The organism is Pseudomonas sp. BS3767, from assembly GCF_900099665.1.
Classification (GTDB): Bacteria; Pseudomonadota; Gammaproteobacteria; order Pseudomonadales; family Pseudomonadaceae; genus Aquipseudomonas; species Aquipseudomonas cerasi.
Genome location: NZ_FNCX01000006.1, coordinates 204,115 through 219,399, shown reverse-complemented (window position 1 = coordinate 219,399; position 15,285 = coordinate 204,115). Strand labels below are relative to the sequence as shown.

The 15,285-nt window shown below is 60.9% G+C and carries 9 protein-coding genes and 1 other RNA gene; 4 read left to right on the top strand and 6 right to left on the bottom strand.

Features of this window, described 5'->3' with window-relative positions; all coding sequences use genetic code 11:
• Positions 1 to 113 precede the first annotated feature (113 nt).
• Positions 114 to 210, bottom strand: an RNA gene (gene ffs / locus BLR16_RS18420) — signal recognition particle sRNA small type.
• Between the two features lie 226 nt (positions 211 to 436).
• Between ffs and BLR16_RS18415 the strand changes: the two genes are divergently transcribed.
• On the top strand, positions 437 to 925 hold the full coding sequence (locus BLR16_RS18415; RefSeq protein ID WP_044308597.1) for a GNAT family N-acetyltransferase: 489 nt from the start codon (positions 437 to 439) through the stop codon (positions 923 to 925).
• 56 nt (positions 926 to 981) lie between these two features.
• On the opposite strand, the gene BLR16_RS18410 is transcribed toward BLR16_RS18415, so the two are convergent.
• The 5 genes from BLR16_RS18410 to BLR16_RS18390 form a co-directional block, all read right to left on the bottom strand.
• Positions 982 to 2,148: a zinc-binding metallopeptidase family protein gene (locus BLR16_RS18410; protein WP_003371461.1), complete on the bottom strand. Its 1,167-nt coding sequence runs from the start codon at positions 2,146 to 2,148 to the stop codon at positions 982 to 984.
• 296 nt (positions 2,149 to 2,444) lie between these two features.
• Positions 2,445 to 4,808 carry an NAD-dependent DNA ligase LigA gene (gene ligA / locus BLR16_RS18405; protein ID WP_074808003.1) on the bottom strand — a complete coding sequence of 788 codons (2,364 nt, stop codon included), beginning with the start codon at positions 4,806 to 4,808 and terminating at the stop codon, positions 2,445 to 2,447.
• 129 nt (positions 4,809 to 4,937) lie between these two features.
• A complete protein-coding gene (gene zipA / locus BLR16_RS18400; protein ID WP_004413951.1) occupies positions 4,938 to 5,801 on the bottom strand; it encodes a cell division protein ZipA in 864 nt (287 codons plus the stop codon).
• Between the two features lie 250 nt (positions 5,802 to 6,051).
• Positions 6,052 to 9,540, bottom strand: coding sequence for a chromosome segregation protein SMC (gene smc, locus BLR16_RS18395; RefSeq protein ID WP_072364471.1), 3,489 nt, complete (start codon positions 9,538 to 9,540; stop codon positions 6,052 to 6,054).
• A 4-nt stretch (positions 9,541 to 9,544) separates the two neighbouring features.
• A complete protein-coding gene (locus BLR16_RS18390; RefSeq protein WP_003371456.1) occupies positions 9,545 to 10,204 on the bottom strand; it encodes a GntR family transcriptional regulator in 660 nt (219 codons plus the stop codon).
• Positions 10,205 to 10,480: 276 nt separating this feature from the next.
• Between BLR16_RS18390 and xdhA the strand changes: the two genes are divergently transcribed.
• From xdhA to xdhC, 3 genes are read left to right on the top strand one after another with little or no spacing between them, the layout of a single operon-like run.
• Entirely contained in the window at positions 10,481 to 11,935 is a 1,455-nt protein-coding gene (xdhA, locus tag BLR16_RS18385) for a xanthine dehydrogenase small subunit (protein ID WP_058396611.1), read from the top strand.
• Positions 11,928 to 14,447 carry a xanthine dehydrogenase molybdopterin binding subunit gene (xdhB, locus tag BLR16_RS18380; RefSeq protein WP_074808000.1) on the top strand — a complete coding sequence of 840 codons (2,520 nt, stop codon included), beginning with the start codon at positions 11,928 to 11,930 and terminating at the stop codon, positions 14,445 to 14,447. The genes xdhA and xdhB overlap by 8 nt, the downstream gene beginning before the upstream one ends.
• A complete protein-coding gene (gene xdhC / locus BLR16_RS18375; RefSeq protein ID WP_074807997.1) occupies positions 14,444 to 15,283 on the top strand; it encodes a xanthine dehydrogenase accessory protein XdhC in 840 nt (279 codons plus the stop codon). Before xdhB ends, xdhC begins: the two co-directional genes overlap by 4 nt.
• Positions 15,284 to 15,285 lie beyond the last annotated feature (2 nt).

The following is a 15,285-nucleotide window of genomic DNA, read 5'->3' as shown; positions in this document are numbered from 1 at the left end:
GTTTTTACAGACGCACGAAGTTCTCGCCAGCGCAGGGCACCGTCGAAACAGGAATAGGCTTTCATTTTTACGAGCAGGCCACTTTCAGAAAAGGACCTTGAGATAGGTGGTGCCCCCACCAGCCACACCCCGGCACACAATGTTCCCGCTGTGGCTGCTTCCTTCCGGATCTGACCAGGTTCACGGGTAATCGTTGCGGGGGGACCGATGGGGTCACCATAACGACACTCACCAGTTGGCGAGCCGCGCCATTGTACCGGTCTTGCGCGAGTTTACAACCGTTGCTGCGGATAAAAATTTCGAGGGGGCTCAAGCACTTGTGTGCCGGGGCTGAAAGGCAAATCCGTGCCGGTCATCAGCGTTACAAATCCTCGAAACGGCCCCGTTCGATCCTGTACCCTGCCCGCCTCAACCATAATCAGCCAGCAGGTTGCTCATGCAGACTCGATTGGTCGACTACCACGACCTCAGCGCCTCTCAACGCCAACAGCTCGGATACCTCGAGGTTACGCAGGAACAGATACAGTTCTCCGGCGACATCTACACCGCGCTCAATACGCTTCTGGTCAGACCCAGCCCGAATATTTGCGGCTTCGCGCTGCTCGGTGACGAGAAGCCGGTGGGGTTCTTCCTGCTCAAGCGCGATGATTGTCTGCCGCACTGGGCTCAGGAGGCTCTGACGGCGACACTGCATGCGTTGCAGATCGATCACCGTGAACAGGGCAAGGGACTGGGCAAGGCGTGCCTGCAAGCGTTGCCTGCGGCGTTGCGCCTGAAATGGCCGGACATCACTCAATTGATGCTGTCGGTGGATGCGGACAACTCGGCCGCCATCGGGCTTTATACCGGCCAGGGCTGGGTCGATACCGGTGAGGCGTATCGCGGGCGGATCGGTTTCGAGCGCAGGCTGACCCTGACGCTTTGAGCCGCTTTTGCACAAAGGCCTGACACGCAGCCGAAGCGTGTCAGGCATGGCCCGCGTTACTGGGCCTGCAAAACCTCATCGGCCTTGCCACCGGCATCCTGAATCACCAAGTGGATGAAGTGCAGCTTGGCGATGACCGCTTGAGGCAGCACGAACGGATAGAAATCCGGCTGCCCCATGCTGCGTGACAACTCGTTGAGCATGCTCGCCAGCTCAATCCAGGCATTGACGAACGACAGGAACGCCGGGCCGCCCGGATGCTGAGGGTCGTAAAGTACTTCCAGCGGAAACGGCTGGTAATCGAGCTCCATGTCGCGAGCGCTCATGCCAAACCCCAGCGCGGTGTCGACCGCATCCATCATGTGCAGGTAATGCGCCCAGGTTTCGGCCCAGTCTTCCCACGGATGCATGGTCGCGTAGGCACTGACGAAGCTTTCCTGCCAGTTGTCCGGCGCACCGTTCTGGTAGTGATGATCGAGCGCGTCGGCGTAGCTGGCGCGCTCGTCGCCGAACAGGTTGCGATAACTGTCCTGCCAGTGGGTATTGGCGATGAGCCGATCCCAGTAGTAATGGCCGACTTCATGACGGAAATGGCCAAGCAAGGTGCGATAGGGTTCGTGCAGCTGCACGCGCATCGCTTCACGGTGTGCGTCGTCGGCTTCTTCGATGTTCAGGGTGATCAGGCCGTTGGCATGGCCTGTGGTTGGCAGGTTGCCCTCCAGATCGACACCGACGAAGTCGAAGGCCAGGCCGGTCTCTTCGTCGACAGTCTTGGGAATGACCTGCAGGCCCAGGGAAATCAGCTGCGCGACCAGACGCCGTTTGGCGGTCTCGACCTTGCGCCAGCGCTCGCCGTTTTCAACCACCGACAGGTCGGGAATGGTGTGATTGAGGCTGCACGCAACACAGAATTCGCCGGAATTATGCTCTGGAAAAAGCCAGTTACAGGCTGCCGGGGTGCCGAGGTTGGCGCAACGCCGATACAACCCGGCACCCGGCTCATCGCTCAGGCGCCAGGTAGTAGGCTCAGGCCCCGCTTCGAGCGTAGCGACACGCCCCTGCTCAGGCAGGTAGCCCAGCGCTGCAGAACAGGCCAGGCATTGGGTATTGGGGAAAAACACCGACTGGCCACAGGTGCACTGCCAGACCTTGCTGTTACGTTTGGATTCGCCGACAAATGGGGCGGTGATGCGTGAACTCAGTTGCTCGAAAAAGCGATACATGGCGATCTCCCGTTGACCTTGCATGGACTAGATCATACCGACGCTTCAGGGGTTCAAAATATTATCGAGCGGCATGGATGATGAGGCTTACGGCGTGTTCATGGGCCAAAACGGTGCGTCGCACGGTAGTCGGGATTATCGTTCCTCACGCTCCAGCGTGGGAATGCAGTGCGTGACGCTGCGCGCAAAAGATCTACGCCGCACCATCACACTCAAGACCGGACGCAGAGCGTCCAGAACTGCATGCGACGCGGAGCGTCGCACGATAATCAGGGCATACGGAGCGTCGGTCTTCCTCAATCAACCGCCACACCCAGCTCGGCCAAGCGTTTGAGCAGTGCATCTTCGTCCAGCACGGTAAGGCCGAGTTCGTTGGCCTTGGTCAGCTTCGAGCCGGCACCCGGCCCGGCAACCACGGTGTGGGTCTTGGCCGAGACCGAGCCGGACACCTTGGCACCGAGGCTTTCGAGCTTTTCCTTGGCGACATCGCGGCTCATGCGCTCCAGCGAGCCGGTCAGTACCCAGGTCTGGCCAGCCAGCGGCAAACCTTCGACGGTTTTTTTCTCGCTGCGCCAGTGCATGCCGAAGTCCTTGAGCTGGGCTTCGATGGCGCGGGCGCGCTCGGCGTTTGCGCTGTCGTCGAAGAAATCGCGAACCGACCTGGCCTGCTTCTCCGGCAGTGCCTGACGCATGTCCAGCCAGTCGGCACTGATGATGGCTTCCAGCGTACCGAACCGGTCCGCCAGTTTCTGCGCAGCACCCGGCCCTACCGACGGAATGTTCAGTTTGTCGATCATCCCTTCCAGCGTGGTGCTGGCCGCGAACTCGGCGCCCAGCTCGCCCTGGTCCTGCAATTGCAAACCGCATTCACCGAGCAGCGCATCGATGACGCTACGGTTGTGCTCGTCCTCGAAGAAGCTGTGAATCTCGTATGCGACTTCCAGGCCGACATCCGGCAGGTAGGTCAGCACTTCCGGCAAGGCCTGTTGGACACGCTCCAGCGACGCCAGCGAACGCGCCAGGACCTTGGCCGTCTCCTCACCCACATCGGGAATGCCCAAGGCATAGATGAAACGCGCCAGGGTCGGCTGTCGGCTGTCGGCGATGGCCTTGAGCAGTTTATTGCTGGAGATTTCCGCGAAGCCTTCCAGGTCGATGATCTGTTCGTATTTCAGTTTGTACAGATCGGCAGGCGAGCCGATGAGTTTCTCATCGACCAGTTGCTCGATGGTCTTGTCACCCAGCCCTTCGATGTCCATGGCGCGACGCGATACGTAATGAATGATCGCCTGCTTGAGTTGCGCACCGCAGGCCAGACGCCCGACACAGCGATACACCGCGCCCTCGGTGACGGTTTCCTTGCCTTTGCTGCGTTTGATCAGCTGCGTGCGCTCGACATGCGAGCCGCACACCGGGCAGGTCTGTGGAACCTGCACCGCCCTGGCATCCTCGGGGCGGCGCTCGGCAACCACCTGCACTACCTGCGGAATCACGTCACCGGCACGCCGGATGATTACCGTGTCGCCAATCATCAGGCCGAGCCGCGCCACTTCGTCCATGTTATGCAGCGTGGCGTTGGCGACCATGACGCCTGCCACCTTGACCGGCTTGAGCCGCGCGACCGGCGTTACTGCGCCCGTGCGGCCTACCTGGAACTCGACATCCAGCAGTTCGGTCAGTTCTTCCATGGCGGGGAATTTGTGGGCAATCGCCCAGCGCGGCTCACGGGCGCGGAAGCCCAGTTCGCGCTGCGCTGCCAGGTTGTTGACCTTGAACACCACGCCGTCGATCTCGTAAGTCAGCGTCAGGCGTCGCTCACCGATATCGCGGTAATAGGCCAGGCACTCCTCGACGCCATTCGCCAGTTTCAGCTCGCGACTGACCGGCATGCCCCATTTTTTCAACGTTTCAAGCACGCCAATATGAGTGTCGGCGATTTCCGCCGACGTCTGGCCCAGGCCATAGCAGCAAAACTCCAGCGGCCGGTTGGCCGTGATCTTGGAATCCAGCTGACGCAGGCTGCCTGCCGCTGCGTTGCGCGGGTTGGCGAAGGTCTTGCCGCCGATTTCCAGCTGACTGGCGTTGAGGCGCTCGAAACCGGCCTTGGACATGAACACTTCACCGCGCACTTCCAGCACATCCGGCCAGCCTTTGCCCTGCAGCTTGAGCGGGATGTTGCGCACTGTGCGTACATTGACGCTGATGTCTTCGCCGGTGGTGCCGTCGCCGCGTGTCGCCCCCCGCACCAGCGCGCCGTCGCGATACAGCAGGCTGACTGCCAGACCGTCCAGCTTGGGCTCGCAGCTGTACTGCACCTTGCTGCCTTCGCCAAACAGGTCGCCGGCCGGCAGATCCAGCCCCTCGGTGACCCGGCGATCGAATTCGAGCATGTCGTTTTCTTCGAACGCGTTGCCCAGGCTGAGCATCGGCATTTCGTGGCGCACCTGGGTAAACGCCGACAAGGCCGCGCTTCCGACCCGCTGCGTCGGCGAATCGGGAGTGACCAGATGAGGGTTTTCCGCCTCCAGGGCCTTGAGCTCGTGAAACAGGCGGTCGTACTCGACATCCGGAATGCTCGGCTCATCCAGAACGTGGTAGCGGTAGTTGTGCTCATCCAGCTGTGCACGCAGTTCCAGGATTCGGGTTTCGACGGCCTTCATACGGTGTTCTCTCAAAAAGCAAAAAAGCAGCCGAGGCTGCTTAATCTGTTGGCTCTGTTCTGTTCATGTCAGGCCCCGCCAGAGCGGGCCGCAGCACGCTCATGATCGGAGACCTGCCCAAGGGTTCGCTCAACCGCGACGCTGGGTCAACGCCCGACGCTCGAACTCGACGATGCGCTGGCGATAATGCTCGATGGTCTGCGCGGTCATGACGCTGCGCTGATCATCCTTCAGTTCGCCATCCAGCTCGTGAGCCAGCTTGCGAGCGGCGGCAACCATCACGTCGAATGCCTGCTTGGGATGACGAGGGCCTGGCAAGCCGAGGAAGAAGCTCACTGCACGGGTGCTGAAATGGTCGATATCGTCCAGGTCGAACACGCCGGGCTTGACCGCATTGGCCATCGAGAACAGCACTTCGCCGTTGCCAGCCATGCTCTCGTGACGGTGGAAAATATCCATCTCACCGAAACGCAGGCCGCTTTCCAGAATGTTCTGCAACAGCGCCGGGCCCTTGAAACCGCCTTCGCTGCGCGAAATCACGCTGATGACCAGCACTTCCTCTACCGGAGGCAGGTCCTTGTCTTCGGTGATGCGCTGGGTCGGCTTGTCGTCCGGGAAATCGTCGTCGCGTGCGGTAAACAGGCTCGGGCCGTCGAGATCCAGGTTCAGGTCGCCCTGCTGTGGCTCATCCTTGCGCTTCTTGTCACTGCGCTTCTCGCTGTTGCCACGCTTGCCTTCACGCGGGCTGGCGCTCATGGACGGCAGATCGTGCTCGTCGAGCTGCGGCTCCTTGTGGGTATCCAGCACACGAGGCGGCCCGAGCAGTTCGGCAGACGTGGTCTCTTCTTCATCCGGAAGGTTGGAGAAGCTCCGATCCAGTCTGAATTTCAATTTACCCTTGCTGCCGCGCATACGGCGCCAGCCATCAAAGAGAATACCGGCGATGACTATTATGCCGATGACGATCAGCCACTCGCGCAGACCGATTTCCATGTAATCCAGTGCCTCTAATGAAGAAATCTGAAAATAAGGGCCTAAACCCCTTTAATACGTGGTGCCAAGTCCATGTTCTGACTGGCAATTCGCCCACGCGAAAATAAAAAGTGGTCACTAAACTAGCACGACCAAAGGTAACTTTACACCGTCTGTTACGTCTCTTCGCCGCCCAAGTTGCCATCTCATGTACCAGCGTCTCGTTTTCAGGCCTGTGGACAGCCACTTGCCCGCAGAACGAGGCGTCGAATCAGGCATCCACCAGCGCCATCGCCTGCTCCACATCCACCGCCACCAGCCGCGAACAACCGGGCTCGTGCATCGTTACCCCCATCAGCTGATCAGCCATTTCCATGGCGATCTTGTTGTGGGTGATATAGATGAACTGCACCGTTTGTGACATTTCTTTCACCAAACGTGCATAGCGACCCACGTTGGCGTCATCCAGCGGCGCATCCACTTCGTCAAGCATGCAAAACGGCGCAGGATTGAGTTTGAAAATGGCAAAAACCAGCGCCAGCGCCGTCAGGGCTTTTTCACCACCCGACAGCAAATGAATGGTGCTGTTCTTCTTGCCGGGGGGACGCGCCATGATTGTCACCCCAGTATCGAGTAAATCTTCGCCCGTCAGTTCCAAATAAGCGGAGCCGCCACCGAAAACTTTTGGGAAAAGTGCCTGAATTCCGCTGTTTATCTGATCGAAGGTATCCTTGAAGCGGTTTCGGGTCTCCTTGTCGATCTTGCGAATGACGTTTTCCAGAGTGTCCAGCGCTTCGACCAGATCGGCATCCTGCGCATCCAGATAGCGCTTGCGCTCGGACTGCTGCTGATACTCGTCGATGGCCGCGAGGTTGATCGCGCCCAGGCGCTGAATACGCCCGGCGATACTTTCCAGTTGCTGCTCGGCAGCCTGTTCGCTGGCTTCCGGCGTCAGTGTCGCGAGCACGCCATGCAGGTCATAGCCGTCTTCATGCAACTGGTCCTGCAAGGCTTTGCGACGCACCGTCAGCGCCTGCCACTCCAGACGCTGTTGTTCCAGCTGGCCACGCAGCAGCTGCGATTGCTGCTCGGCCTGAGTGCGGCGCTTTTCTGCCTCGCGCAATTCGCGGTCAGCGTCTTCGAGTGCGTTCTTGGCGATGCGCATTTCGTCATCGACCACCATGCGCCGCTCCAGCAATTCTTCAAGCTTGAGGCGCAGTTCTTCGAGCGGTGCCTCGCCCTCCTCCAGATTCAGGCTCAGTTGCTCGCGCTTCTCGGTCAGCCTTTCGGACTGCATGCGCAGGCGCTCCAGCGCCTGACGGGTCGAATCGTATTGCGCCTTGATCGAGCCGAGACGCACCGCCAACTGATGACTGTGATCCTTGTGCTGCCGCGCATCCTGACGTATCCGGTCCAGACGCTCACGCAGCGCATCACGCTGGGCCTGCAGCACCTCGCGCTGCTCGGTATCCTGCGCCATGCTGTCCAGTGCATCCTGCAATTGCAGGCGCGATTCGCCGAGGTGCTCGTGCTCGACAGCGCGTTGCTCACCCAACTCGGCCAATTCTTCATCAAGACGAGAGCGCCGCAGGGTCAACTGCTCGACTTTTACCCGGACCGCCGACAACTGCGCTTTCAGTTCGCTTTGCTGACGGGTTTCGTCCTGCACGCGACGGCGCAACTGCTCACGAGCGTCTTCCTGCTGCGACTGCTGCTCGCGCAAGACCAGCAACTGCTCTTCCAGGGTGGCCAGAGTCGCTTCGCGCTCGTCGCGCTCCAGACCCAGCTGCTGCAATTCCTGACCGCGCGCCAGCACCCCGCTCTGCGCTTCGCTGGCGCGGCGTACACGCAAAAAGTGCCGCCCCACCCAGTAGCCGTCACGGCTGATCAGGCTTTGCCCGGCGCTGAGTTGTGCACGCCGCGCCAGCGCCTGGTCCAGGTTCTCCACCGGTATCACCTGACCCAGCCAGGCGGACAGATCAACCGTGCTGTCGACCTTTTCCAGCAAACTACCGGGCGCGCGAACCGTGTCGGCACCCGCACTGATCAAGCGCAGATCGCCCTGCTGAAAACCGGCCAGATCGAGCCCGTCGAAGTCATCCACCAACACGGCCTGCAAATCCGCGCCAAGCACGGTTTCCAAGGCCAGTTCCCAGCCGGCTTCGACGCTCAGCCCCTCGGCCAGACGCGGCCGTTCGGCCAGTTGCTGATCCCGCAGCCACTCGGCAGTGCCGGTGTCCGGGTCAAGTGCCGCCTGCTGCAACGCTTCCAGGGACGCTAACCGGCCGTTGAGACGTTGCAGCTCGCCCTGCGCCTGCTGTTGCGCCTGGCTGGCGTGCTGCAACGCTTCGCGCAATTGTTCAAGACGCTCGACCGCCTGCTCCTCGCCCATGTGCAGCTCTTCAAGGGTCATGTCACGGGCGGCGAGGTCTTCGCTCAATTCCAGAATGGCCGCATCTTCCGGGTCAGCGGCCAGCAGTTGACGCTCTTCGGCCAGCCGCCGCTGGCGCTCTGCAAGGCGTTCGATGCTCTGTTCCAGCTGTTGAATGCGTGACTGCTGGACCTGTGCCTGACGCTGCGGCTCGGCGGATTGCTGATTGAAGACGTCCCACTTCTCCTGCCAGCCCTGCATGGCCGCTTCGGCGTCTTCCAGAGCGATGGCCGACTCCTCGGCGGCGGCGCTGGTCATTTCCTGCTCGGGCTCGAGCATCTCCAGCTCTTCGCCGAGGGTGGCGAGCAAGGTGGTGTCGTGCCCAAGGTGCGATTCGGTTTCCTGGCGGGCACGCTCGGCTTCGCGCAGGTCATCCTGCAATTGGCGCAGCCGCTGCTGACCGTGCTGAATGCTCTGCTCGACGCGGGCAATGTCGCCGCCGACCGAATAAAAGCGGCCCTGCACCAGGTTAAAGCGCTCGGACAGATCATGGTGGCCGTCGCGCAGCCTTTCGATACTCGCATCGGCACTGCGCTGATCGGCCACCAGCGCCTCGAAGCCGACCTCCTGATTGCCGATCACCGCCTCGCGCTGCCCCACCAGATCATTCAGCGCCTGCCAGCGCAGGGCCGACAATTGCGCTTTCAACTGACGCTCTTCGGCCTTGTATTCCTGATACTTCTCGGCGGCCTGAGCCTGTCGGTGCAGACGCTCCAGCTGACGCTCGAGCTCTTCACGCAGGTCGGTCAGACGCGCCAGGTTCTCGTGGGTGCGACGAATGCGGTTTTCGGTTTCCCGGCGCCGCTCCTTGTACTTGGAAATCCCTGCGGCCTCTTCGATGAAGTTGCGCAGGTCTTCGGGCTTGGCTTCGATCAGCTTGGAGATCATGCCCTGTTCGATGATCGAATAGCTGCGCGGCCCCAGGCCGGTGCCGAGAAAGATATCGGTGATGTCGCGACGGCGGCATTTGGTGCCGTTGAGGTAGTAGCTGTTCTGACTGTCGCGGGTCACTTTGCGGCGAATGGAGATTTCCGCATACGCCGCGTACTCGCCGACCAGCGTGCCGTCCGAGTTGTCGAAGACCAGTTCGATGCTGGCCTGGCTGACCGGTTTGCGGCTGGTGGAGCCGTTGAAGATGACGTCGGTCATCGACTCGCCGCGCAGGTTCTTGGCCGAGCTTTCGCCCATCACCCAGCGCACGGCGTCGATGATATTGGATTTGCCACAGCCATTGGGGCCGACGACAGCCGCCATGTTGCTGGGGAAGTTCACCGTGGTGGGGTCGACGAAAGATTTGAACCCCGCCAGCTTGATGCACTTCAGGCGCACGGCGTCAGCCCTTTGCCAGGGCGGCCAGCACCAGCTGGCAGCTGCGCTGACAGTAGCTGACCAGCACGACACGAATCTTCGGTATGTCCCGCGCCACCACTGCGCCAAGCAGTTCGTCGAACAATGCCAGGTAGTCGCCCATATCGGCCTTGCGTTGCTCGAGCGCGAGGAAATAGCTGCGGCTCATGGAAGGCTGCAGGTTCTCGACGGTTTCCTCGAGGTACGGGTTGTTGGCGAACGGATAGGCCGCGCGCATCACATTGAAGCTCTCTTCGACGAATGCGTTGACGTCCTGCTGCTGGAAACTGCCCTGCAGACGCTGTTGTATCTGCAGAAACGGCGCAAGATCGTCCTCGGTCTTCCAGCGCTCGACCACCGCATTGGCCAGCAGAATGTAAAGCTCGCTCATCAGGCAGCACAGGCTGGTGACGTTATGGGCGTTGAGCACCGTGACCTGCGCGCCACGACGCGGCAGGATCACCACCAGGTGGCGGCGCTCCAGAATCAGCAGTGCTTCGCGCACGGAGCCACGGCTGACGTTCAACGCCTGCGTGACTTTCTGCTCCTGAATACGCTCTCCAGGCTTGAGCTCACCGCGAATGATCCGCTCGGCAAGATGATGAGCAATTTGCTCAGCGAGGCTGTCCGGGGCCTTGAACGTCATGACTATCCTTCAGAAAAAACCAGTTCAGCATGCAAGTCGCGGAGTGTATCGCAACCGGCACGGGTGGCGCAGGGCCATAAACACGGAAACTGGCACGAAATACGCAAAACCTTGAATACACCCGGCAGGCGATTCAAGAACCAGAGGCTGCTTGATCGGCAGATCGTCGAAAAACTCAATTTCCTGACTCCGAAGTCAGAAACAAATTGACCCAATAAACAGAGCTGATAGATTCATCGACATGTCTGATGACAATAAACGTGAGGGCTTTGCGCCGTGATTCAGTTCCTTTTGAACCAAGAGCTAAAAACCGAGCGCAGCCTGAATCCGAACATGACCGTGCTGACCTACCTGCGTGAGCAGGCACACAAGCCCGGTACCAAGGAAGGTTGTGCCAGTGGTGACTGCGGCGCCTGCACCGTCGTGGTGGGCGAGTTGCACAGTGACGCTGACGGCGAGCAAACGCTGCGTTATCGCAGCCTCAATTCGTGCCTGACATTTATGGCGTCGCTGCACGGCAAGCAATTGATCAGCGTCGAAGACCTCAGGCATCAGGGCCAGTTGCACAGCGTGCAGAAGGCGATAGTCGAGTGTCATGGCTCGCAATGCGGCTTTTGTACCCCGGGCTTTGTGATGTCGCTGTTTGCCCTGCAAAAGAACAGCAGCGAAGCCGATGCCCATCAGGCCCACGAAGCCCTGGCCGGCAACCTGTGTCGCTGCACCGGCTACCGCCCTATTCTGGCCGCTGCCGAGCAGTCTTGCGCGCAGCGCCTGCCGGATCAGTTCGATCAGCGCCAGGCGCAGACCGTCGAACGCTTGCGCGCCATCGCTCCGGCCGGCACCGATGAACTGAATGACGGCGAAAAACGCTGCTTCATTCCGCTGACCGTGGCGGATCTGGCGGACCTCTACGACAGCCATCCGCAGGCGCGCCTGCTGGCCGGCGGCACCGATCTGGCTCTGGAAGTCACGCAGTTTCACAAACAGTTGCCGGTGATGATTTACGTCGGACACATCGACGCGATGAAGGGCGTGAAGCGTTTCAACGACCGCCTGGAGATCGGCGCAGCGACTCCGCTGACCGATTGTTATGCCGCACTCAAGGCCGAGTACCCGGACTTTGGCGAGTTACTGCAGCGCTTCGCCTCGTTGCAGATCCGCAATCAGGGCACGCTGGGTGGCAACATCGGCAACGCCTCCCCCATCGGCGATTCCCCGCCGCTGCTGATCGCCCTTGGCGCGCAGGTCGTGCTGCGCAAAGGCAACAGTCAGCGTACTTTGGCGCTGGAAGACTATTTCATCGACTACAAGGTCACGGCCCGCCAGGAAAGCGAGTTCATCGAAAAGATCATCGTGCCCACCGCCACATCGCGGCAGATCTTCCGCGCCTATAAAGTCTCCAAGCGGCTGGATGACGACATCTCGGCGGTCTGCGCGGCTTTTCGCCTGACCCTGGAAGATGGCGTGGTCCACGAGGCTCGCGTAGCGTTCGGCGGCATGGCGGCGATTCCGAAACGTGCAGCGGCCTGCGAACAGGCGCTGATCGGGCAACCATGGAGCCATGCAACCGTCGAACGCGCCTGCACTGCACTGAGCGAGGATTTCACTCCGCTGTCGGATTTCCGTGCAAGCAAGGAATACCGCCTGTTGAGCGCGCAAAACCTGCTGCGCAAGTACTTCATCGAGTTACAGACCCCAGCCGTTCCAACGCGGGTGACTGACTATGTCTGAGCATTCCCCACACCTCACCCAGGCCGAGATGCTTGCAGTATTTCAACAAGGCCTGAACACCGGCGTCGGCCGCAGCGTCAAGCACGACAGTGCCGACAAGCACGTGTCCGGCGAAGCGGTGTACATTGACGATCGCTTGGAATTTCCCAACCAGTTGCACGTGTACGCACGTCTTTCCGACCGTGCCCATGCGCGTATCGTCAGCATCGATACCTCGCCCTGCTACGCCTTCGAAGGTGTACGCATCGCGATTACCCATCAGGATATTCCGGGGCTCAAGGACATCGGGCCGTTGCTGCCCGGCGACCCACTGCTGGCCATCGATAAGGTGGAGTTCGTCGGGCAACCGGTGCTCGCCGTGGCGGCTCGCGACCTGGACATTGCACGCCAGGCGGCCATGGCGGCGATCATCGAATACGAAGACCTGGAACCGGTGCTGGATGTGGTCCAGGCCCTGCGCCAGAAACACTTCGTGCTCGACAGCCATACGCACAAGCGTGGCGACTCTGCCGCTGCGCTGGCGAGCGCAACCCACCGCCTGCAGGGCAACCTGCACATTGGCGGCCAGGAACATTTTTACCTGGAAACCCAGATCTCGTCGGTGATGCCGACCGAAGACGGCGGCATGATCGTCTATTGCTCGACCCAGAACCCCACGGAAATCCAGAAGCTGGTGGCCGAGGTGCTGGGCGTGCCGATGAACCGCATCGTGGTCGACATGCGGCGCATGGGCGGTGGTTTTGGCGGCAAGGAAACCCAGGCGGCCAGCCCGGCCTGCCTGTGCGCCGTGATTGCCCGCTTGACCGGCCAGCCCACCAAGATGCGCCTGCAACGCTTCGAAGACATGCAGATGACCGGCAAGCGCCACCCGTTCTACATCGAGTACGACGTGGGTTTCGATGATGACGGTCGCTTGCAGGGCATACAACTGGATCTGGCCGGCAACTGCGGCTATTCGCCGGACCTGTCGGCGTCCATCGTCGACCGCGCCATGTTTCATGCCGACAACGCCTATTACCTCGGTGAAGCCACCGTCAACGGCCACCGCTGCAAGACGCACACCGCCTCCAACACCGCCTACCGGGGCTTTGGCGGCCCGCAGGGCATGGTCGCCATCGAAGAGGTCATGGACTGCATTGCACGTTTCCTGGGCAAGGACCCGCTGCACGTGCGCAAGGCCAACTATTACGGCAAGACCGAGCGTAACGTCACCCACTATTACCAGACGGTCGAACACAACCTGCTGGAAGAGATGACCGCCGACCTCGAGCAAAGCAGCCAGTACGCCGAGCGCCGCGAAGCGATTCGTGCGTTCAATGCCGGCAGCCCGGTGCTGAAAAAAGGCCTGGCGCTGACGCCGGTCAAGTTCGGCATCTCGTTTACCGCCAGTTTTCTCAATCAGGCCGGTGCGCTGATTCATATCTACACCGACGGCAGCATCCACCTGAACCATGGCGGCACCGAAATGGGCCAGGGCTTGAACACCAAGGTTGCGCAGGTCGTGGCCGAAGTGTTCCAGGTGGACATCGAGCGCATCCAGATCACCGCGACCAACACAGACAAGGTGCCCAACACCTCGCCCACTGCCGCTTCGAGCGGTACGGACCTGAACGGCAAGGCGGCACAGAATGCCGCTGAAATCCTCAAGCAAAGGCTGGTGGAGTTTGCCGCCAGGCACTATCAGGTGAGAGAAGAGGACGTCGAGTTCCGCAATGGCCATGTGCGGATCGGCGAGCTGTTCCTGCCGTTCGCCGAACTGGCGCAATTGGCATGGATGGGCCAGGTGTCGCTGTCCAGCACCGGCTATTACAAGACGCCGAAGATTTTTTACGACCGCAGCCAGGCGCGTGGCCGGCCGTTCTATTACTACGCCTTTGGCGCAGCCTGCGTGGAAGTCATCGTCGATACGCTGACCGGCGAATACAAGATGTTGCGCACCGACATCCTGCACGACGTCGGCGCGTCGCTGAACCCGGCCATCGATATCGGTCAGGTCGAAGGCGGCTACATTCAAGGCGCCGGCTGGCTGACCACCGAGGAACTGGTGTGGAATGACAAGGGCAAGCTGATGACCAGCGGCCCGGCGTCCTACAAGATCCCGGCAGTGGCGGACATGCCGCTCGATCTGCGCATCAAGCTGGTAGAGAACCGCAAGAACCCGGAAGACACGGTGTTTCATTCCAAGGCCGTTGGCGAGCCGCCGTTCATGCTCGGCATCGCCGCCTGGTGCGCGATCAAGGACGCCGTGGCGAGCCTGGGTGACTACCGTCATCAACCAAACATCGACGCCCCGGCGACGCCGGAAAAAGTGCTGTGGGGCTGTGAACAGATGCGCCAGAACAGCGTCGCGCGTCGCGCATCCAGCGAAGGCGCCGAGCCGATTGTTTCCGCCTCTTCGCGGGCAAGTGAAGCTTCGCCAGGCTCGCACTTACCTATTCAGGATGCCCCCGTGGGAGCCAGCTTGCTCGCGAAGGCGCCTGGCCTGGATCACTCTGTCCTGGAGCAGAAATGAACAACTGGATCAGCGCCCTGGCCGAGCTGCAGGCCCGTGGTGAACCCGGCATTCTGGTGACGATCATCGAGGAGCTGGGCTCCACGCCGCGCAATGCCGGATCGAAAATGGTGGTCTGCGCCGAGCGCATCCACGACACCATCGGTGGCGGCCACCTGGAATACAAGGCCATGGAGATCGCCCGCGAGATGCTTGCCAGCGGCACACGGCAGACGCGCCTGGAACGTTTCAACCTGGGTGCAAGCCTGGGCCAGTGCTGCGGCGGCGTGAACGTGCTGTTGTTCGAACCGATGGGCGAGCCCGTCGCGCAGATCGCCGTGTTCGGTGCCGGTCATGTCGGCCGCGCGCTGGTGCCGCTGCTGGCCAGCCTGCCCTGCCGGGTGCGCTGGATCGACAGCCGCGAGCATGAATTCCCCGAGTCGATGCCCGGTGGCGTGATGAAGATCGTCAATGACGAGCCGGTCGACGAGGTCGCGCAACTGCCTGTGGGCACCTATTGCGTCGTGATGACCCACAACCATCAACTGGATCTGGAACTGACGGCCGCCATCCTCGGGCGTGGTGACTTCGGTTACTTCGGACTGATCGGCTCGAAAACCAAACGGGTCAAGTTCGAACATCGCTTGCGGGAACGCGGTTTCGACGCCAGTCTGCTGCAACGCATGCGTTGCCCGATGGGCCTGGCCGAGGTCAAAGGCAAGCTGCCCATCGAGATCGCGGTGTCGATCGCCGCGGAAATAATCGCCACTTACAATGTCAGCTTTGGCCAACACACCGCCAACGCCGAACCTATCGCCAGACTGCTGCCTGCATCGCGCCGCAGTCAGTCGCAATGAGT

What these genes read in the sequence shown, in the direction of transcription:
- BLR16_RS18415 (WP_044308597.1), top strand. Translation starts at nt 437, where the DNA reads ATGCAGACTCGATTGGTCGACTACCACGACCTCAGCGCCTCTCAACGC.
- BLR16_RS18410 (WP_003371461.1), bottom strand. Translation starts at nt 2,148, where the DNA reads ATGTATCGCTTTTTCGAGCAACTGAGTTCACGCATCACCGCCCCATTT.
- ligA (WP_074808003.1), bottom strand. Translation starts at nt 4,808, where the DNA reads ATGAAGGCCGTCGAAACCCGAATCCTGGAACTGCGTGCACAGCTGGAT.
- zipA (WP_004413951.1), bottom strand. Translation starts at nt 5,801, where the DNA reads ATGGAAATCGGTCTGCGCGAGTGGCTGATCGTCATCGGCATAATAGTC.
- BLR16_RS18390 (WP_003371456.1), bottom strand. Translation starts at nt 10,204, where the DNA reads ATGACGTTCAAGGCCCCGGACAGCCTCGCTGAGCAAATTGCTCATCAT.
- xdhB (WP_074808000.1), top strand. Translation starts at nt 11,928, where the DNA reads ATGTCTGAGCATTCCCCACACCTCACCCAGGCCGAGATGCTTGCAGTA.
- xdhC (WP_074807997.1), top strand. Translation starts at nt 14,444, where the DNA reads ATGAACAACTGGATCAGCGCCCTGGCCGAGCTGCAGGCCCGTGGTGAA.